Source organism: Rhizobium sp. RU36D (assembly GCF_900176345.1).
GTDB lineage: Bacteria > Pseudomonadota > Alphaproteobacteria > Rhizobiales > Rhizobiaceae > Allorhizobium.
Genome location: NZ_FWXU01000001.1, coordinates 96,118 through 113,886 on the forward strand (window position 1 = coordinate 96,118; position 17,769 = coordinate 113,886).

The 17,769-nt window shown below is 61.7% G+C and carries 18 protein-coding genes; 8 read left to right on the top strand and 10 right to left on the bottom strand.

Going from position 1 to position 17,769, the window contains the following annotated elements; translation table 11 throughout:
- Window positions 1–30: 30 nt before the first annotated feature.
- Window positions 31–2,346 carry a hypothetical protein gene (locus tag B9A97_RS00495; RefSeq protein WP_084363023.1) on the bottom strand — a complete coding sequence of 772 codons (2,316 nt, stop codon included), beginning with the start codon at window positions 2,344–2,346 and terminating at the stop codon, window positions 31–33.
- Between the two features lie 61 nt (window positions 2,347–2,407).
- Window positions 2,408–3,706 (bottom strand): adenylosuccinate synthase, encoded by a 1,299-nt coding sequence (locus B9A97_RS00500; RefSeq protein ID WP_084363024.1) that lies wholly within the window; start codon window positions 3,704–3,706, stop codon window positions 2,408–2,410.
- A 195-nt stretch (window positions 3,707–3,901) separates the two neighbouring features.
- On the opposite strand from B9A97_RS00500, the gene B9A97_RS00505 reads away from it, so the two are divergent.
- Window positions 3,902–4,789 carry a DMT family transporter gene (locus B9A97_RS00505; protein ID WP_084363025.1) on the top strand — a complete coding sequence of 296 codons (888 nt, stop codon included), beginning with the start codon at window positions 3,902–3,904 and terminating at the stop codon, window positions 4,787–4,789.
- Window positions 4,790–4,834: 45 nt separating this feature from the next.
- Here the strand turns inward: B9A97_RS00505 and B9A97_RS00510 are convergent, their stop codons facing one another.
- Window positions 4,835–5,422, bottom strand: coding sequence for a transglutaminase-like cysteine peptidase (locus B9A97_RS00510; protein ID WP_084363026.1), 588 nt, complete (start codon window positions 5,420–5,422; stop codon window positions 4,835–4,837).
- A 358-nt stretch (window positions 5,423–5,780) separates the two neighbouring features.
- Here B9A97_RS00510 and B9A97_RS00515 point away from each other — a divergent pair, with 358 nt between their 5' ends.
- Window positions 5,781–6,578, top strand: a complete 798-nt coding sequence (locus B9A97_RS00515; RefSeq protein ID WP_084363027.1) for a creatininase family protein — start codon at window positions 5,781–5,783, stop codon at window positions 6,576–6,578.
- On the opposite strand, the gene B9A97_RS00520 is transcribed toward B9A97_RS00515, so the two are convergent.
- The gene (locus B9A97_RS00520; protein ID WP_084363028.1) at window positions 6,566–7,558 is read right to left on the bottom strand and encodes a LysR family transcriptional regulator; all 993 of its coding nucleotides are present in this window, start codon (window positions 7,556–7,558) and stop codon (window positions 6,566–6,568) included. The genes B9A97_RS00515 and B9A97_RS00520 overlap by 13 nt on opposite strands.
- A 186-nt stretch (window positions 7,559–7,744) precedes the next feature.
- Here B9A97_RS00520 and B9A97_RS00525 point away from each other — a divergent pair, with 186 nt between their 5' ends.
- The 6 genes from B9A97_RS00525 (at window position 7,745) to B9A97_RS00550 (ending at window position 14,231) form a co-directional block, all read left to right on the top strand.
- Window positions 7,745–8,758 carry an ABC transporter substrate-binding protein gene (locus B9A97_RS00525; RefSeq protein ID WP_084363029.1) on the top strand — a complete coding sequence of 338 codons (1,014 nt, stop codon included), beginning with the start codon at window positions 7,745–7,747 and terminating at the stop codon, window positions 8,756–8,758.
- A gap of 247 nt (window positions 8,759–9,005) precedes the next feature.
- Entirely contained in the window at window positions 9,006–9,833 is an 828-nt protein-coding gene (locus B9A97_RS00530) for an ABC transporter ATP-binding protein (protein ID WP_084363030.1), read from the top strand.
- Between the two features lie 20 nt (window positions 9,834–9,853).
- On the top strand, window positions 9,854–10,678 hold the full coding sequence (locus B9A97_RS00535) for an ABC transporter permease (protein WP_084363462.1): 825 nt from the start codon (window positions 9,854–9,856) through the stop codon (window positions 10,676–10,678).
- The gene (locus tag B9A97_RS00540; RefSeq protein ID WP_084363031.1) at window positions 10,678–11,982 is read left to right on the top strand and encodes a cytosine deaminase; all 1,305 of its coding nucleotides are present in this window, start codon (window positions 10,678–10,680) and stop codon (window positions 11,980–11,982) included. The genes B9A97_RS00535 and B9A97_RS00540 overlap by 1 nt, the downstream gene beginning before the upstream one ends.
- A gap of 48 nt (window positions 11,983–12,030) precedes the next feature.
- Window positions 12,031–13,437: an FAD-binding oxidoreductase gene (locus B9A97_RS00545; RefSeq protein ID WP_084363032.1), complete on the top strand. Its 1,407-nt coding sequence runs from the start codon at window positions 12,031–12,033 to the stop codon at window positions 13,435–13,437.
- Window positions 13,438–13,649: 212 nt separating this feature from the next.
- Window positions 13,650–14,231, top strand: coding sequence for an NAD(P)H-dependent oxidoreductase (locus B9A97_RS00550; RefSeq protein WP_084363463.1), 582 nt, complete (start codon window positions 13,650–13,652; stop codon window positions 14,229–14,231).
- A gap of 12 nt (window positions 14,232–14,243) precedes the next feature.
- On the opposite strand, the gene B9A97_RS29240 is transcribed toward B9A97_RS00550, so the two are convergent.
- The 6 genes from B9A97_RS29240 to B9A97_RS00580 form a co-directional block, all read right to left on the bottom strand.
- The gene (locus B9A97_RS29240) at window positions 14,244–14,441 is read right to left on the bottom strand and encodes a hypothetical protein (RefSeq protein WP_143530280.1); all 198 of its coding nucleotides are present in this window, start codon (window positions 14,439–14,441) and stop codon (window positions 14,244–14,246) included.
- 39 nt (window positions 14,442–14,480) lie between these two features.
- Window positions 14,481–14,717 carry a hypothetical protein gene (locus tag B9A97_RS00555; protein ID WP_084363033.1) on the bottom strand — a complete coding sequence of 79 codons (237 nt, stop codon included), beginning with the start codon at window positions 14,715–14,717 and terminating at the stop codon, window positions 14,481–14,483.
- Between the two features lie 375 nt (window positions 14,718–15,092).
- Entirely contained in the window at window positions 15,093–15,491 is a 399-nt protein-coding gene (locus tag B9A97_RS00565) for a DUF1236 domain-containing protein (RefSeq protein WP_084363034.1), read from the bottom strand.
- Between the two features lie 90 nt (window positions 15,492–15,581).
- Window positions 15,582–15,971 carry a RidA family protein gene (locus B9A97_RS00570; protein WP_084363035.1) on the bottom strand — a complete coding sequence of 130 codons (390 nt, stop codon included), beginning with the start codon at window positions 15,969–15,971 and terminating at the stop codon, window positions 15,582–15,584.
- A 147-nt stretch (window positions 15,972–16,118) separates the two neighbouring features.
- Window positions 16,119–16,727, bottom strand: a complete 609-nt coding sequence (locus B9A97_RS00575; RefSeq protein ID WP_084363036.1) for an alpha/beta hydrolase — start codon at window positions 16,725–16,727, stop codon at window positions 16,119–16,121.
- Between the two features lie 13 nt (window positions 16,728–16,740).
- Window positions 16,741–17,688, bottom strand: a complete 948-nt coding sequence (locus B9A97_RS00580) for a ring-cleaving dioxygenase (RefSeq protein ID WP_084363037.1) — start codon at window positions 17,686–17,688, stop codon at window positions 16,741–16,743.
- Window positions 17,689–17,769: the final 81 nt, after the last annotated feature.

Sequence of the window (17,769 nt, forward strand, 5' to 3'; positions counted from 1 at the left end):
TTCGCGAGCCTTTTTTGTTTGAAGACTTGCTCAGTTCGCCGGAGCGGCTGGCGTCAGCGCCGACCATTCGCGAACCACCTGCTGGAACAGCGCGGTTCCATTGGAACCCTTGTCGAGCGTCAACAGGGCGCGGCGGCCATTGCGGTAGGTGATCGGAATATCGATCCAGCTGCGGTTGCTGATGAGATCCATGTTACGAGCGACCACATCCTGGAAATCATTGAGAGCAATCAGGAACGTATCGTCTGTGACCTTTGCGGCAACGCCGACCAGCGGATCGCCACGGTCCTGCTCGGTCCGCTTAAGCGACACGCGCTGCACCGCATCGATGGCGCCGCCCTCGAAATCGGCAGGCATGGAGAAGACGATCTCCACGAGATGGCTGGCCGGCAGCGAGCTGTCATTGTTGCGGCGGAAGGTGATGAGCGCGTTGAGCCCGCGTTCCGGGATCGACAGCTTGCCCTGGATTGCCGGATCAGGACGGCCATCCGCACCGCTTTCCCGCATGGCGGTCCATTCGATGCCACCTACGATCGCCGTTGGCGACACCTGGCCGAGCCGTTCCTCATAGAGGAATGCCTTCTCCTGCGATCCCACGGTCAAGGGCGCATTGGCGCCAGCCGGCGGTGCGGTATCAGTTGCAGCCGGCGGGGTTGTTGCCGACGGAGACGGCGTCGCGGCCGGATCACCACTCGATGCCACGGTCTGCTGTGCCACCGAACGGCCCTCGCCCGTGGCACCGTTTGCACCGGCGGCACCTTCGTCAATCTCGGTCCCGTCGGCCCTCAGCCTTTGGGTAAACTTCTGGACGGTTGCTACCCCCTCCTCCGGTGCACCGGTCACCGGCGCTGCAGCGGTGTCCGTCGCAGGCGTCGTCGGTTCAGACGAAGCAGGTGTGCTCTGCGGGGTCTCCGCAGCATTGTCGGTAGTCGCCGCATCCGGAGAGGACTGGGTCAGGCTGGCGAAGAAATCGTTGATCTCAGCCCGGTTCGCCCAGACGGCATAGCCGCCGCCGCCGAGCAGAATGACCACGGCCAAACCGAGGATCAGCGGAACGAAATTGCGGCGTGGCTTCGATTCCTTCCGGTACGCGGTCTGTGGGGCCGACGCCAGGAAATCGTCAATGTCCGCACCGTCGCCCTTTGCGCCAGCCGCAGGCATGGCTACCGGCGCAGCTGGTCCGCTGAGACTGCTGTCGAGCAGGTCATCAAAGCTTTCGTTTTTCGGCACGACGATTGGTGCCGGAGCCTGTTTCACCGCTGGCTTGGCAGCAGGCTGGGCCGCCGCCGCCGGTGCGGTCGCGCTCAGCGATGGCAGGCTTGCGAGTTCGTCATGCCAGTCCAACAGATCGATACCCGCCGCCGGCATGGCCGGAGGGGGAGTGGTCGTCTTTGCCGTATCGATCGACTTGACGGAATTCAGGAAGGCATCGAAATCGCTTTCCACCGAGGACGTTTCGCGCGGTGGAACGGCCGCGGGCGGCTCAGCCGGCCAGTCAAGCTCGGTGCCGAGATCGTGAGAGCCCTGAGCAGGTGTTCCCGAGGCCGGAAAGCTGGCCCAGGCATCGTAAGCAACTTCGGTTTCCGTTCGGCTCGGTTCGCGAGTCTCGATAGCAGGCGGTTCGTCCGGGAAAAGCGGCATCACGCGCGCTTCAGCGACAGGCGCGGGCACAGGCGCCGGCTCGTCAAAGAACGACACGGGCGCCGGCTTTTCCTCAACGGGCGCTACGACGGGTTCCTCGTAACGAAGGTCCGGCGCAGGAGCCGGGGCTACAACGGGCTCGACCGGTGCAGCCGCTGCGGGCGTAACTGCAACCGGCTCGTCCTTGCGCACGCCATAGGGCTCGGACATCCAGTCGTCAGCTGTGGCGAAGGCAGGCGATGGTCGCTCTGCCGGCGCTGGGAAATTCCGGTCGGCATAGGCCGGCTGTGGATCGATATCGGCCGACGGAAGGTTCTCCACCGGCGCGCTATAGTCGTCGGGAGCCGGCTCGTGGCGTCCATAATCGTAATCAGACGCGGCCGGTTCCGGTTCCGGCTCCTGATATGCAGGCTCCGACGCGGCGGCAACGGGCTCAGGCTCTTGGTGAACAGGTTCCGGCTCATAGGCGACCGGCTCTGCGACCTCGGGCAAGGCGACGGCATGCTCTGCTTCCACCTCGGTGATGGCAGCGGTGAGCTTGTCCATCTGACGGCGAATCATGTCCTCCGGGGGCCTCGGGGACATGTTCTCCAACTGCCGCAAGACTGCGCCCCGGGCCTTTTCATAGACCTTCGCGCGCATCTCGGGTGTATTGTTCGACAAGCCGTCGACGGCCCGCCGAATAACCGCAACAAAGTCAGCCATCAGTACTTTCTCTAGGTCGCCGGCCTCCCGCCGACTGACAAAACGTTAACAAATTCCAACTTTAGTCTTCAAACGGGTCAGTCACAAGTATGGTATCGTCGCGTTCGGGACTTGTGGACAGCAGCGCCACCGGCGCGCCGATCAGTTCTTCGACCTGACGGACATATTTGATCGCCTGCGCCGGCAAGTCAGCCCATTTGCGCGCACCGACGGTCGATTCCTTCCAGCCTTCAAGCGTGATGTAGATCGGCTCCACCCGTGCCTGCGCCGCCTGCGATGCCGGCAGATGCTCGATTTCCTTGCCGTCAAGCATGTAACCGACGCAAATCTTCAACTCGTCAAGGCCATCCAGGACATCGAGTTTCGTCAGCGCAATGCCGGTGATGCCGTTCGTGGCGACGGACTGGCGCACGAGTGCGGCATCAAACCAGCCGCAGCGGCGCTTACGGCCGGTTACCGTGCCGAATTCATGGCCGCGTTCGCCTAGGAACTGGCCGATTTCGTCCTTCAGCTCCGTCGGGAACGGTCCCTCACCGACGCGGGTGGTGTAGGCCTTGGTGATTCCAAGGATATAGCCGAGCGAACCGGGGCCCATGCCGGAGCCCGCAGACGCCTGGCCAGCGACCGTGTTGGACGAGGTCACGAAGGGATAGGTGCCGTGATCGATATCGAGCAGCGAGCCCTGCGCCCCTTCGAACAGGATGCGCGAGCCCTTGCGGCGCTCCTTGTCCAGCAGCTCCCACACGGTTTCGCGGAACGGCAACACCTTGTCGGCGACCGATGTCAACTCGTCCATGATCGTCTTGTGCTCGACTTCGGGAGCGCCAAATCCGCGACGAAGGGCGTTGTGATGGGTCAGGATGCGCTCGACCTTACCTTCCAGCGCTTCGAGATCGGCCAGATCCATGAAGCGAATCGCGCGCCGGCCGACCTTGTCCTCATAGGCCGGACCGATGCCGCGGCGGGTGGTGCCGATCTTGGTGCCACTGTTGGAGGCGGCATCTTCGCGCATTCCGTCCAGTTCGCGATGCAGGGAGAGAATCAGGGTCGCGTTGTCGGCGATGCGGAGGTTTTCCGGCGTGACCGTCACGCCCTGCGCCTTCAGCCGTTCGATTTCCGCCAGCAGCGCATGCGGGTCGACCACGACGCCATTACCGATGACCGCCATCTTGCCCGGACGCACGACGCCGGAGGGCAAAAGCGACAGTTTGTAGGAGATTCCGTCGATAACGAGGGTATGGCCGGCATTGTGGCCGCCCTGGTAGCGCACGACGATATCGGCCCTCTCGGACAGCCAGTCGACGATCTTGCCTTTGCCCTCGTCACCCCACTGGGAACCCACCACCACCACGTTGGTCATTTCAAAATCCTGTCTAACGCGCGTACCCGCGACCCATGCAAACCCGCGCATCTATACTGTTTTGTTTTGCGGAAAGCGACTCGTTAAGTCCGGTGACCCGGCTTTTTGCGTGACAAACGCAAAGGCCCGGCCTATCTCCTGCTACCTCCCTGCCAAATAGAGGCATTGGACCGCTTGCAGACTGGGTGAACGTCGTTGCCTGTAAAAGCCTATTCCTATCTTGTCATCACCACCTTGCTGTGGGGCGGAAACGCCGTCGTGGGCAAGATGGCGGTCGGTCATATCAGCCCGCTGACGCTTAACTTCGCCCGTTGGTTTGTCGCTGTCATCGTCATAACCGCCATTTCCGTACCGCAGATCCGCAAGGATTGGCCGGCCCTGAAACGCAGCTGGCCGCTACTCCTGGCGCTGGGCGCAATCGGCTATACTGGCTTCAACGCCTTTCTCTATTCGGCCCTCCAATACACCAGCGCGGTCAATGGCGCGATCGAGCAGGGCGGCATTCCCGTTCTGATTTTCATCATCAATTTCGTCTTTTTCCGGATCAAGGTGACGCCGGTTCAGATTGCCGGCTTCATGATCAGCTTTCTCGGCGTGGCGCTCACGGCATCCCATGGCGATCTTGCATCGCTGCTCACGCTGACGTTGAACTATGGCGACGCGCTGATGATGCTCGCCGTGCTCGCCTATTCCATCTATACCGTCGGGCTGCGCTGGCGGCCGCAGATCCACTGGAAAAGCATGATGGCCGCCTCGGCGCTCGGTGGTGCGATCGCCGGACTGCCGATGGTGTTCTGGGAGATATCGACCAGCAGCTTCATATTCCCTGACAATGTTGGCTGGGCCGCCATTGCCTTTACCGGACTGCTGCCGTCCCTCGTCTCGCAGATCCTGTATATCAAGGGCGTCGAGACGATCGGTGCAAATCGCGCCGGTCTGTTCGTCAACCTCGTACCGGTCTTCGGCACCCTGCTTTCGCTGTTGGTGCTACGCGAAAGCCTGCAGATGTTCCACGTCATCGCGCTGGTGCTGGTGCTCGGCGGGATCGCCATCGCCGAGCGCGGAAAGCCGCAAACCGCCTAAGCAAACGAAGAAACGGGCGCGATGCCGTGCCCGTTTCGTCGCCAGTTACATCGCATACCATGCCCGGGCACGATCGCCCTTCTGCGCTTCCAGCAAGTGCAGGTTGGAAGCCTTCCACGCCCGGATAGAGCCGGTGCGGCTGTCGAGCATCAGGTCGCCCTTGCTGGTCTTGACCACCAGCACGGCCCGGCCTTCACCAAAGCGGGTGCGAACAACGGCCACCTGCAGAGCACGCGGCGACCAGCCCATGGAGATCAGCTTTTCCCGCTTGGCAAGCGCGACATCCTCGCCATCACGCATCGTAACGCCGACCTTCCACACATCACCTGCGGCGGCCATGGTGCCTGCCGCCTCGTTGACCGAGCGGTTGACGCGGTTCAACTGGCTTTCGCGGTGCGAGGTCAGCACGACGGCGCGCGCGTCTTCGCGGCCATTGCAGAAAGAAGGCTTGCCGGCGCAGAAGCCGACATCGGCCGAAGGACCGGCAAACGGCTTCTTGGCGACGATATAGCTGACGGTCGGATTGCTGACCAGGTTGCGGGCCAGTCCGCCCGGACCTGCGGCAGCCGCAGGCGTAACCCATACAAGTACAGTGGCTGCAAAGACGGCAGCCGTCATGACGTTCTTCAACATGTCCTAGTCCCCGTTCTACGGCGGTGCGCATGCTGTTTTTTCTTGTGCATGCCAGCCGGTTCTCGCGGACGTCATTCCGCTACAGGGCTTCTTCATGACCGATCGCCATCAGCGCTCTGGTTGCCCTTGAAGGCGAAATTACACGGGAGTGTTTTCGAGCCGCTTAAGTCGATAGCGACAATTTTATCGAAACGCTCTTTTCTGGAACAGCGGGAGAAATCCTTGCCCCAGACTGGAACAGGCTGGCCTGGGCGAGATCCTCGCATCGCCCCCTAAAAGGCAGCATGCCGCACGCAAATTGATGCTTTTCCAAGACCGGATAATTTCCTAATCCCTGATGGACAACGAGGGAACAGGTATGGGCAAGCCGTTTTATTGGAACGAACTCAACGCGTCTGATTTTGCCGGCCTTGACCCGGAACGCGTGATTGCGATCCTGCCAATCGCCTCCACCGAGCAGCACGGCCCGCACCTTCCGATCGCCACCGACGTGGCCATCGCCAACGGCATGCTGGCGGAATTGCGGCTGCAGCGGCCCGACGATCTCGATTTCCTGGTGCTGCCAACCCAGGAAATCGGTAAGGCAAACGAGCATATCTACGGGCCCGGAACCCTCTCCTTCGGACCCGAGATCCTGATCCCCGCCTGGACCGCGATCGGCAGCAAGGTGGCCGAGGCCGGCATCCGCAAGATGGTCATCGTCAACTCCCACGGCGGCAACGTTGACATCATGAGCATCGTCGCCCGCGAATTGCGGGTGCGCCATGCCATGGCCGTGGTGTCCACGCAGTGGGGACGGTTCGGCCATCCCGAGGGCATGATTTCAGACCACGAAATGAAGTTCGGCATTCATGGCGGCGATGTCGAAACCTCGCTGATGCTGTACTTCCGGCCCGACCTCGTGCGGATGGACAAGGCGCAGAATTTCGTGTCGAAGGCCGAGGAGATGAAGGCGAATTCCCGCTTCCTCCAGCCACTCCCTCCTCATTCGCTGGCCTGGATTGCCCACGATCTCAACCCGGCAGGCGTGGTCGGCGATGCCTCGAACGGCACCGCGGAAAAAGGTGCGGCCATCTGCCGTCACCAGGTTGCCGGCTTCATCGAGATGCTGCGCGATCTCGTCGCCTATCCCCTCTCCAACCTCTACAAGCCCTGATCAGCAAGGTCCTGGGCGTCGGCCGGCGCATTCATGGGCAGGGCGGAGGCCGGCAGGTGACCCTTGGCCTGAAGCTCGTGGACCAGCGTCACCAGCTCCTGCATCAGGTATTCCGCAAACAGGCTGGTTGCGGCATCCAGCGTGGCGCGCGCCCGGGCAAAGAGCTTCATCGGCTGATGGCGCATATGGCCGTCGGCGATCGGCCGGAACACCAGTTCGCCGGCGCGGCATTCGGCACTGACGTCGAGCGGATTGAGCAGGCTGAGACCGATGCCGCGCTTCACCAACTGCTTGAGCATCAGTGAGGAATTGGTCTCCAGCACCGGTTCCACCGGGATCGGCAGGGGCGCGAGTGCCAGATTGATGACATTGCGCAGGCTGGTTCCCGGCTGTGCCAGAACAAGCGGCTCCTGGACCACACTCACCAGATCGATCGGTCCGCTCTCCTGCGCCAGGGCGTGCCAGGGTGGCAGGACGACGCCGATCGGAATGTCGAAATTCGCAAGCGTCCGAATGCCCGGCGTAGCGGGAATGTTGAAGCCAAGGCCGAGATCGACCTCCCCGGTCAGCACCGGATTGATCGTGGACGTATTGCCATCGTCGCGAAGCAGAATGCGCACTCGCGGATTTTTGGAGATGAACCCGGCCATTATGGCCGGCAGCGGCCCGGCGGCCAGGCCCGTGGTGGCGACGATCGAGACCTTGCCCGCCTGCGGCATCTTCAGGCCCCGGATCCGCGATTCCAGCCGCCCGTAATTCTTCAGCACCTCGCGGATATGCTCGACGCATAATTCGCCCGCAGCCGTCAGCCTGAGGCCGCGCGGCAAGCGCTCAAAGATCGGCGCCCCGAACTCCTCCTCAAGCGCGAGGATCTGGCGATTGACGGCCGACGAAGCGACGTTGAGGCGTGCAGCCGCCTTGCGGATCGAGCCGCAGCGGGCAATCTCGTCGATGTATTGCAGCTTTCTGGAGTGAAGCATCGAAATACTGTTGCCTATTATTTGCGCAATGCGCACAATGCACACACATTCTCATGACCGATGCCAAGAAGGCATCAATGCGCACGAATTTTGATGCTTTTCAAGACGCATGGCAACCGCTCAAATGCGATCAGACAAGAATGGCTCTCACGATGCCGACAGGTTTAACAGGGGAACAGACAAGCCATGCAAGACGCTTTCACGATCCGCTCCATGATCGCCGCTCTCGGCATCACTGCCGCCTTTTCCGCAACGCCTGCCCTCGCACTCGATGAAGTCAGCTACGGCACCAACTGGCTGGCCCAGGCGGAGCATGGCGGTTTCTACCAGGCCGTGGCCGATGGCACCTATGAGAAGTATGGCCTGAAGGTCACCATCATCCAGGGTGGCCCGCAAGCTGCAAACCGCGCCCTGTTGATCGCCGGCAAGGTCGACTTCTACATGGGTGGTCCGCTCGGTGAAATGGATGCCGTCAAGCAGGGCATCCCGCTGATCGACGTCGCCTCGATGTTCCAGAAGGATCCGCAGGTGATCCTGGCCCATCCCGGCCAGGGCATCGAGACCTTTGCCGATCTCGCCAAGCTCGAGTCGATCTATATGAGCAAGGACGGCTACGTCACCTATTTCGAGTGGATGAAGAAGAACTTCCCGGGCTTCACCGACGCGCAGTACAAGCCCTACACCTTCAACCCCGCCCCCTTCATTGCCGATCCGAAGTCCGCCCAGCAGGGCTACCTGACCTCGGAGCCGTACGAGATCAAGAAGCAGGCCGGCTTTGAGCCCAAGGTCTTCCTGCTGGCCGACAACGGCTACCAGCCCTATTCCACGATGATCACTACGACCACCACCATGGTGGAAAGCAAACCTGACCTGGTGCAGCGCTTCGTCGATGCCTCGATCGAAGGCTGGTACAACTATCTATACGGCGACAACAAGGCGGCCAACGACCTCATCAAGAAGGACAATCCGGAGATGACCGATGGCCAGATCGAATATTCGATCGCTAAGATGAAGGAATACGGGATCGTCGTTTCGGGCGATGCCGAAACCAAGGGCATCGGCTGCATCACCGACGAACGCTACAAGGAATTCCGCGATTCCATGGTTCAGATTGGCGTGGTCGAAGAAAGCCTCGACTACAAGAAGGCCTACACTACGCAGTTCGTCTGCAAGGGCGTCGGCATGGCGCTGAAGAAGTAAACGGCGAGTATTGAATACCCCCCTCTGCCCTGCCGGGCATCTCCCCCTCAAGGGGGGAGATTCAATCGTGGCCACCTCCAGCCCTTCAGCAGCGTGACACTGCTTGACCCTGGATTGCAGACGCCGGTTGTTTTATCCGATCTCCCCCTTGAGGGGGAGATGTCCGGCAGGACAGAGGGGGGTGAACCGCCAAGCGCTTAGCCAAGTGGGTGAGCGAAAAATACAGACACCTCGTCCCGAGTAGAGAATGACAAGTCCCGCATCCCCATTGCAGACCGCGCCAAACGACTTTCACAAGCGACCGCTCGTGGTGATGCAGTCGGTGTCGAAGATGTTTTCCAGCGGCACGGTCGCGCTGTCGGATATGTCGCTGACGGTGAACTCAGGCGAATTCGTCAGCCTGCTCGGCCCTTCAGGTTGCGGCAAATCCACGGCGCTGCGCATTATCGCCGGCTTGGGTGACGTCTCGGCCGGCTCCATCGACTGGCCAAGTTCGCGCATCAATTCCCGCGGCCTTCCCGAAGGCGACATCTCCTTCGTCTTCCAGGAGCCGACGCTGATGCCGTGGCAAACGGTGTTCGGCAATGTGCACCTGCCGCTGAAGCTGCGCGGCATTTCCAAATCCGCTGCCCGCGCCGAGATCATGGCGACACTTGCGACAGTTGGGCTTGCCGATTTTGCCGAGGCCTATCCGCGCGAACTTTCAGGCGGCATGAAGATGCGCGTCTCGATCGCCCGCGCGCTGGTGACAAAGCCCAAGCTGCTGCTGATGGACGAGCCCTTCGCCGCCCTTGACGAGATCACCCGACAGAAGCTCAATGACGATGTGCTGAGGCTTTGGAAGGAGACCGGCATCACCGTGATCTTCGTGACCCACTCGGTATTCGAGTCCGCCTATCTGTCCAACCGGATCGTCGTGATGAAGGCGCGGCCAGGCCGCGTGCATGCCGACTTCCCGCTGCACACCAGCCTCAGCCGCGATGCCCGCTACCGCACATCGGAGGAGTATCGTCAGGCCTGCGAAACCGTGTCGACCATGCTCTTGGAAGCGATGGGTGGGGAGGAGGAACACTGATGGCCGAGACCAAGCCTCCCATGCCCTTCGTGCCGGTGCCGCAAACCTTCCTGAGCCGTTACGGCGAAACCCTGCTGCGAATTTTCATTCCGATCGGCGTGGTGATCTGCCTGATCCTGTTCTGGCATCTTGGCGTTGTCCTGTCAGGCGTGCCGCAATACATCCTGCCCGGCCCGATCGCCGTGGCTACCTCCCTCTGGAACGATTGGGGCACGCTGTCGCCGGCCCTCGGGGTCACGACCCAGATCACCATGGCCGCGCTGGCGTTGGCGCTGATCGGCGGTGTCGGCATTGCCGTCATCCTGGTGCAATCGCGCTGGATCGAAACGGCCTTCTATCCGATCACCGTCATCCTGCAGGTCACGCCAATCGTCGCCATTGCGCCGCTGATCCTGATCTATGCCCCGACGACCCAGGTGGCGCTGCTGATCTGCGCGTTCCTCGTCGCCTTCTTCCCGATCCTGTCCAACATGGTACAGGGCCTGAAGAGCGTCGACCACAATCTGCTAAACCTGTTCGACCTCTACGGCGCCTCCCGCTGGCAGACGCTGCTCTATCTGAAGCTGCCGGCCTCCCTGCCCTATTTCATGACCGGGCTGAAGATCGGTGGCGGCCTGGCACTGATCGCAGCCGTGGTGGCGGAATTCTCGGCAGGCTCAGCCGGCCAGGGCTCCGGCCTCGCATTCCGCCTCCTGGAGGCGCAGTATCGCCTGAACATTCCCCGCCTGTTTGCCGCCCTGTTCCTGCTGGCCTGCCTCGGCGTGCTGATCTTCGCCATCACCTCGTTCATTGCCTGGCTGGCGCTGCATCGCTGGCACGAAAGCAGCCTCAAGAGAGAGAATTGATGTCCTTTTTGTCCCTTCCCCAAGACGACAGGTTTGTGCTGCGCGCTGCGACGCTGCCGGCGGTCGCTATCGTCGGCTTCGACGCTCCGGCCACGGAAGGTCTCGTCAAGGCTGACCTGGTGATTTCAGGCGGAAAGATCGAGGCGATCTTGCCAGCGGGACAGGCTGAAGCATCATTGCCGGGCGTCGATGTCAGAGACAGCATGGTCTGGCCGACCTTCGCCGACATGCACACCCATATCGACAAGGGGCACATCTGGGATCGCAGGCCGAATGTGTCGGGCGATTTCGAAGGCGCGCTCAACGCCGTCCGCACAGACCGCGAAGCGAAGTGGAGCGCGGCGGATGTGCGCGCCCGCATGGATTTCTCGCTCCGCTGTGCCTATGCTCATGGCACCAGCCTGTTGCGCACCCATCTCGACAGCCTCGCTCCGCAGCACCGGATCTCGTTCGAGGTGTTCTCCGAGATGCGCGACGCCTGGAAGGGCAAGGTTGAGATCCAGGCCGCCGCCCTCTTCCCGCTCGATGCCATTACCGACGAGGCCTATTTCAGCGATCTCGTCTCGGTGATCGTCGAGCACAAGGGCCTGCTTGGCGGCCTCACCCAGATGTGGCCCGATCTCGATGCCCGCCTCGATATCCTGTTCCGCACGGCCGCTGAAAACGGCCTCGACATCGATCTGCATGTGGACGAGACCCAGGCCCGCGAGGTGCTAACACTCAGGGCCATCGCGGAGGCAAAGATCCGCAACCGCTTCGATGGCGGCGTAACGGTGGGGCATTGCTGCTCGCTCGCCCGCCAGGAAGACGATGTGGCCAAGGCGACCATCGACGTGGTGGCGAAAGCCGGCCTGTCGGTCGTCTCGCTGCCCATGTGCAACATGTATCTGCAGGATCGGGTAGCCGGCCGCACCCCGCGCTATCGCGGCGTCACCCTGTTCAAGGAACTGGCGGCAGCGGGCGTCGCAACCGCCGTCTCCTCGGACAATACCCGCGACCCCTTCTATGCCTATGGCGACCTCGATCCGGTCGAGGTGTTGCGCGAGGCGGTTCGCATCATCCATCTCGACCACCCGCTGGATGAGGCCCCCTGCTTCGTCACGTCAACGCCGGCCGACATCCTTGGCCGGCCCGATCTGTGCCGCATCGCCGCTGGCGGCAGCGCCGATCTGGTGATCTTCAACGCCCGTCGCTGGAGCGAATTCCTGTCCCGTCCGCAGGCTGACCGCATTGTGATGCGGAATGGCAAGGGCATCGACCGCAGTCTGCCGGACTATCGTGAACTTGACCCGCTTTACGCCTGATGACGCGGGCAAAGACCCGAAGCATCGCGCGGTATGAAAGGAACTGACATGGCCGATTACGCCCTGATCAAGCAGGAACTCGAAGGCATCGCGGTCGAGGACAATCCGGCGTTGGTGCGCCAGAAGAGCCGGGATTTCTACTGGTATTCGCCTGTCCTCAAGGCCCAACTCGACCATGTCACCGCTGACCTAGTGGCAAGCCCGAAGTCCGAGGAAGAGGTCATCCGCATCCTCAAGGTGGCCTATGCCCATGGCGTGCCCGTCACCCCGCGCGGAGCCGGCACCGGAAACTACGGCCAGGCCATGCCGCTGTCAGGCGGCATCGTGCTGAACATGGCGCTGATGAATGCGGTGAAGGAGATCAAGCCGGGCCGCGTCGTCTGCGAACCCGGCATCATCATGGCGGAACTCGACCGGCAGACCCGGGCGCATTCCGGCCAGGAACTGCGCTTCCACCCCTCCACCGCCCAGACGGCAACCATCGGCGGCTTCATCGCCGGTGGTTCCGGCGGCGTCGGCTCCATCACCTGGGGCGGCTTGCGCGATCTTGGCAATATCCTGCGTCTGCGGGTCGTGACCATGGAGGCCGAGCCGCGCGTACTGGAGCTTTCCGCCTGGGACCTGCAGAAGGTTAGCCATGCCTATGGCACCAATGGTATCATCACCGAAGTCGAGATGCCGCTGGCTCCCGCCTATGACTGGATCGACGTCATCGTCGGCTATGACAGCTTCATGGAGGCCGTGAAATTTGCCGATGGACTGACCCATCGCAACGGCATCCTGCTGAAGGAGGTTGCACCGATCGCAGCACCCATCCCCTTCGACTATTTCACCCGCCACAAGCCGTGGCTGAAGCAGGGCCAGTCGGTCGTGGTGCTGATGGTCGCGCCGCACTCCCTGGAGCCTTTCCTTGCCTATGCGCAGATGATGAAGGGCGACATCCGGTTCCGGTCGGATACAGTGGAGAGCATGAAGGGCATTCCGCATGCCTATGAGCTTGCCTGGAACCACACGACGCTTCGCGCGCTGAAGCTCGACACGGGCTTCACCTATCTGCAGGTGCAGTATCCGGGGCCGGACCATGTGGAAAAGGTCCGCCAGATGGACGAGATGTTCCCCGGCGAGGTTTTCGGCCATCTGGAATTTATCAAGTTCAACGGCCAGATCCAGTGTGCCGGCCTGCCGCTGGTGCGCTACACGTCAGAGGAGCGGCTGAACGAGATCATCCGCCTGCACGAGGAAAACGGCTGCCCGATCTTCAATCCGCATCGCTACACCCTGGAGGAAGGCGGCATGAAGCAGACGGACATGGTGCAGTTAGACTTCAAGAAAGAGACAGATCCGAAGGGGCTGCTCAATCCCGGCAAGATGATTGCCTGGGAAAATCCCGATTTCGACTTCGCGTCGGGCAAGAACTACCTCTTCCCCGGCCTTCAATCCATGAGTGAAGCGTAAGGAAGAACCGCCAGAACAATAACACTATTCCGAAGGTACTCCCGATCCCGGCAATGCCGGGATCCATGGTCGGACAGAGCAAAACCGATCATGGCTGAACCTGGATCCGGCTGAGGCGGCGGACAAGGGTCAAGCTGGGACAAACGGCGCGGAAGGTCTCAAGCCTTGGACCGCCCGGCATGGTGCCGGCGGCAGATGATTTGGAGCTTTTCATGCGCGTGCTTGTGCTGCACTCCCATCCCCTCGACGAAAGCTATGGCCGGGCGCTCTATCGCCAGACCTGCGAGAGCCTGAAGGCCGCCGGCCATGAGGTGGATGGCTGCAATCTCTATGAAGAGGGGTTCAACCCCGTGCTGACGGCCCATGACCGGGCGATCTACCACACCTATCCCGACAATACCGAACTGGTGAAACCCTATGTCGACCGCCTCTTGGCGGCCGAGGGGCTGGTCATCGTCACGCCGGTGTGGAATTTCGGCTTTCCGGCCATGCTCAAGGGGTATTTCGACCGCGTCTGGCTTCCGGGTGTGTCATTCGCGCTGGAGGATGGCAAGCTGACGCCAACACTGCGCCATATCCGCAAGCTTGCTGCGGTCATGACCTATGGCGCGACCCCGATGCGCGCCTTCCTTGCCGGCAACCCGCCGAAGAAGATTGTCACGCGCGTTCTCCGCGCGCAGATCAAGATCGGCGCACCGGTGAAGTATCTCGCGCATTACGACATGAACAACTGCACGCCGGAAACGCGCGCCGCATTTCTGGCAAAGGTCAAATCCGAAATGGAGCGTTTTTGAGCGACGCGCGGATCACTCCGCCGGTGTCACGGGATGCTCTTCAACGGGCATCTCGCCGTTTTCCGGGATCGCCTTGACGCCGAAGATCGGCATATTGCCCAGCAGATGCACGGCGCCGAGCGCGACGAACACGGCAATAATCGCAGCCGCGACCCACATGACCCGCGAGCTTCGTTTGAGGGGAGAGTTGGCAGAGTCCTGTATAGCCATGTGCTGATCCTCCGTTGACGCTAAACAGATCGGGCGGCGTTAACCGTTGACCGCATCGGAAGTGCTGATTGCCCGGTCCTGACGGGCAGAGTCGGACGACATCAGGTCATCCAGGACACGTCGGTTCACCATGCTGGCGAGCGGCTCGCTTGACACCTTAGCTGAAGCAAACGCGTCAGACTGTGATTGCGCCAAGAGCGGCGCGGCATAGGAAGAACCTGTCACGATGACCGCACCGATCAGCGTTGCTCCCACGATGTCCCACAAGGTTTTCATCTCTGCACCCGTCGCCAACTGTTTCAGGTTCGGTCGATAAAGTCCTGAGCGATAAGAGTTTAGAGCCTTTCAGGGTCAACTAGAAGCGTTCTGCTGGCTCAAACGGAGTCGGATGGTCGACCGACCGGCGCGCGTCGTAGCCAGGCTCTACGGCCAAGCCGGTCGGTCGACCAGGCGGCCCGTTTCAGCCAGCCCGAAGGGCCGGGCATCTTTCCGCCAGGATCAGAGGCGATCGGCTCGGACGTACCCTGGGTATGCCCGTCGCCAATCGCCTCTGCCCTGACGAAAACCTGCTCCGGCAGAACGCTTCTAGTTAACCCTGAAAGGCTCTAGAGGCCCGGGTAAGGCGATCGCCTTCCCGGGCCTAAAGTTCACTTAGCGGACGACGCCGACCACGACATGGGTCTGGGGATCGACGATCACGCGCTGCTGGTTGACGATGGCATAGGCATAGGCGGGGTTTTCCGGCACCGGCGTCAGAACAACGGTGCGCGGCAGCGGGCGGCCAACAGCAACGGGCTCTTCGATGACGACGACATCGGCGGGAACCGGCTGCTTTTCCACATAGGTGACGACAGGGGCCGGCGGCGGATCAATCGCCGTGCCAGCAATTGCACCGACGGCACCCCCAACAACGGCACCGACAGGGCCGCCGACGATTGCGCCGGTCACGGCGCCACCGGCGGCACCGGTCACTGCACTATCCTGCGCCACGGCTGCAGTGGCCAGCGAGCCCATCAGGGCGGCGGAAATGATGATAAGGGTCTTCTTCATGATCTGTCCTTTCTCACTGCAATTTCAGTGGGACAGGAACTTGCGAAAGCGCCCTTTGTTCCGCGCCGACATTTCGGCGCGCATTTCAGATCACGGCAGCTTGGCCGCAGTCACTTCGACTTCAACGAGGAATTCCGGGCGGGTAAAGCCACCGACGATGATCAGCGTCGAGACGGGCTTAGGCTCAAGCGTATATCGGTCGCGCACCGCCATGTAGGGCGCGAAGTCCTCCCGCTTTGTTACGAAACCGGAAATGCGGATGACATCGGCAAAGGTCATTCCCGCCTCATCGAGGATCGCCCTGATGGCCTCGAAGCACAGTTCCGCCTGGGCGGTGACATCGGCTGGAATGCTGTCGTCAGGCGCGATGCCGAGTTGCCCCGAGGTCACCAGGAGACTGGCTCCGGGCGGGACCAGTAGGCCGTGATTATAGTGGCCGAATGGGCGCCGGACGCTCGTGGGATTGAAGACCTGTTTCACCGAATGCGCTCCCGTTCAGTCGCCTTGCCTGACCTTAGGCTTCATTCGCAAGCGACTATCGTGCAAACAAAAGGCCTTGCCGCTGCCACTATCGGACAGCGCCAAGGCCTCATGCAAGCGCGTTTAGCGGATTTCCCAAGCCGAGACCTAGAGATAGGCCCCAGCCATGGCGCGGATCGCCGCCACTTCCGTGTCCCGCAACTCGTGACCGCCAGGATGCCACGCCATCGTCAGATCGACCTTCTGCCGGATGAAATAGTCTTCAAGCCGCCGCGTCAACGGCGCCGGGCAGATCGGATCGCGCTCACCGGCGGTAATCAGCACCTTGCGACCGGCGAGATCGGCATTGTCCCTGGGCTCGAACGGGATCAGCGGATGCAGCAACATGGCGGCATCGAACAGCCCGTGCTCGAACATCACATTGGCAAGGATGTTCGCGCCATTGGAATAGCCGAAGCCGATGACGGTTGCGGCAGAAGCTTCCTCCGCCATCTGCCGGACAAAGACGGCCATCTTGTCGGTCGCCCGCGCAAGATCGGCCATGTCATAGACGCCTTCGCCGGTGCGCCGGAAATAGCGGGCCGCGCCGTGTTCGGAGACATCGCCACGCGGGGCAACAACCGTTGCCTCGGGCAGCAGCTTCGATGCGAAATCGAAGAACTGGTTCTCGTCGCCACCCGTGCCATGGAAAGCGAAGAGGATGGGCTTGCCCGGCGCACCCGGCCGGACAAGCTTGATGTAACCGTTGTCGCTCATCGCGTGACCTCGCTTAGGCAGCTTCGGTTTCGGCGTCGAGCGGCTGCAGGTGCTGTTCCAGGGCAGCCCTGAGATGAGCATGCTGGGTCGGCAGCTTCAGCGCTTCACCGAGATGAGCCGTATCCTCGTCACGGTCGAAACCGGGTTCGTTCGTGGCGATTTCGAACAGCACGCCGCCCGGCGTGCGGAAATAGATCGCCCAGAAGTAGTCGCGGTCGATGACCGGCGTGACGTGATAGCCGGTGTCCATCAGCGCCTTGCGCACTTCAAGCTGCTTTTCACGGTTTTCGACCGCAAAGGCCACGTGATGCACCGAGCCGGCGCCGGGACGAGCACGCGCGATATTCGGCATGATCTCCAGTTCGATCACATCAGCACCATTGCCGCCGGGAACGGCGAAACGCTTGACGCCATCGGCCTGGTCCACCTGCTCATAGCCCATGTACTTCAGGAGTTCGCTGGTCGCGCCGTCATCGTTCAGCCGCATGGCGACCGAATGGAAGCCGCGAATGGCGTGATCCTGGTCGATGCCGGCATGAAGCCAGGGAGTGCGCGGGTCGTTGGCAGCCTCGACAAGGGCGAAGCCGTCGCCATTCGGGCCAGCGAAATGCAGGCGCTTCTCACCAAACAGCTCTTCATCCTTCAGGCCCTGCACGCCCAGCTTGGCAAAACGATCCTGCCAGAAGCCGAGAGCGCCCTTCGGCACGGAGAACAAGGTGGTGCCGACTTCGCCGGTACCGGCGCGACCGCCGGCCATCTGCGGGAACGGGAAGTAGGTCATGACCGAACCGGGCGTGCCGACTTCGTCGCCATAGTAGAGGTGGTAGACGTCGGGTGCGTCGAAGTTGACCGTCTTCTTAACGCGGCGCAGGCCGAGCGTGTTGGTGAAAAACTGGTTGTTGGTACGTGCGTCGTCAGCCATCGAGGTGACGTGATGCAGGCCCTTGATCTGGTTGAGCATGACAAATCCTTTCTGTCCCCTTTGACGTTTCCGGGACAATCTTCATGGCCCATAATTGGCGCTTTCTGCGCGCCATAACAG

Coding starts and splice junctions, on each gene's coding strand:
- B9A97_RS00575 (WP_084363036.1), bottom strand. CDS start 16,727: ATGAGCGACAACGGTTACATCAAGCTTGTCCGGCCGGGTGCGCCGGGC.
- B9A97_RS00580 (WP_084363037.1), bottom strand. CDS start 17,688: ATGCTCAACCAGATCAAGGGCCTGCATCACGTCACCTCGATGGCTGAC.
- B9A97_RS00515 (WP_084363027.1), top strand. CDS start 5,781: ATGGGCAAGCCGTTTTATTGGAACGAACTCAACGCGTCTGATTTTGCC.
- B9A97_RS00495 (WP_084363023.1), bottom strand. CDS start 2,346: ATGGCTGACTTTGTTGCGGTTATTCGGCGGGCCGTCGACGGCTTGTCG.
- B9A97_RS00545 (WP_084363032.1), top strand. CDS start 12,031: ATGGCCGATTACGCCCTGATCAAGCAGGAACTCGAAGGCATCGCGGTC.
- B9A97_RS00550 (WP_084363463.1), top strand. CDS start 13,650: ATGCGCGTGCTTGTGCTGCACTCCCATCCCCTCGACGAAAGCTATGGC.
- B9A97_RS00540 (WP_084363031.1), top strand. CDS start 10,678: ATGTCCTTTTTGTCCCTTCCCCAAGACGACAGGTTTGTGCTGCGCGCT.
- B9A97_RS00525 (WP_084363029.1), top strand. CDS start 7,745: ATGCAAGACGCTTTCACGATCCGCTCCATGATCGCCGCTCTCGGCATC.
- B9A97_RS00510 (WP_084363026.1), bottom strand. CDS start 5,422: ATGTTGAAGAACGTCATGACGGCTGCCGTCTTTGCAGCCACTGTACTT.
- B9A97_RS29240 (WP_143530280.1), bottom strand. CDS start 14,441: ATGGCTATACAGGACTCTGCCAACTCTCCCCTCAAACGAAGCTCGCGG.
- B9A97_RS00520 (WP_084363028.1), bottom strand. CDS start 7,558: ATGCTTCACTCCAGAAAGCTGCAATACATCGACGAGATTGCCCGCTGC.
- B9A97_RS00500 (WP_084363024.1), bottom strand. CDS start 3,706: ATGACCAACGTGGTGGTGGTGGGTTCCCAGTGGGGTGACGAGGGCAAA.
- B9A97_RS00555 (WP_084363033.1), bottom strand. CDS start 14,717: ATGAAAACCTTGTGGGACATCGTGGGAGCAACGCTGATCGGTGCGGTC.
- B9A97_RS00565 (WP_084363034.1), bottom strand. CDS start 15,491: ATGAAGAAGACCCTTATCATCATTTCCGCCGCCCTGATGGGCTCGCTG.
- B9A97_RS00530 (WP_084363030.1), top strand. CDS start 9,006: ATGACAAGTCCCGCATCCCCATTGCAGACCGCGCCAAACGACTTTCAC.
- B9A97_RS00535 (WP_084363462.1), top strand. CDS start 9,854: ATGCCCTTCGTGCCGGTGCCGCAAACCTTCCTGAGCCGTTACGGCGAA.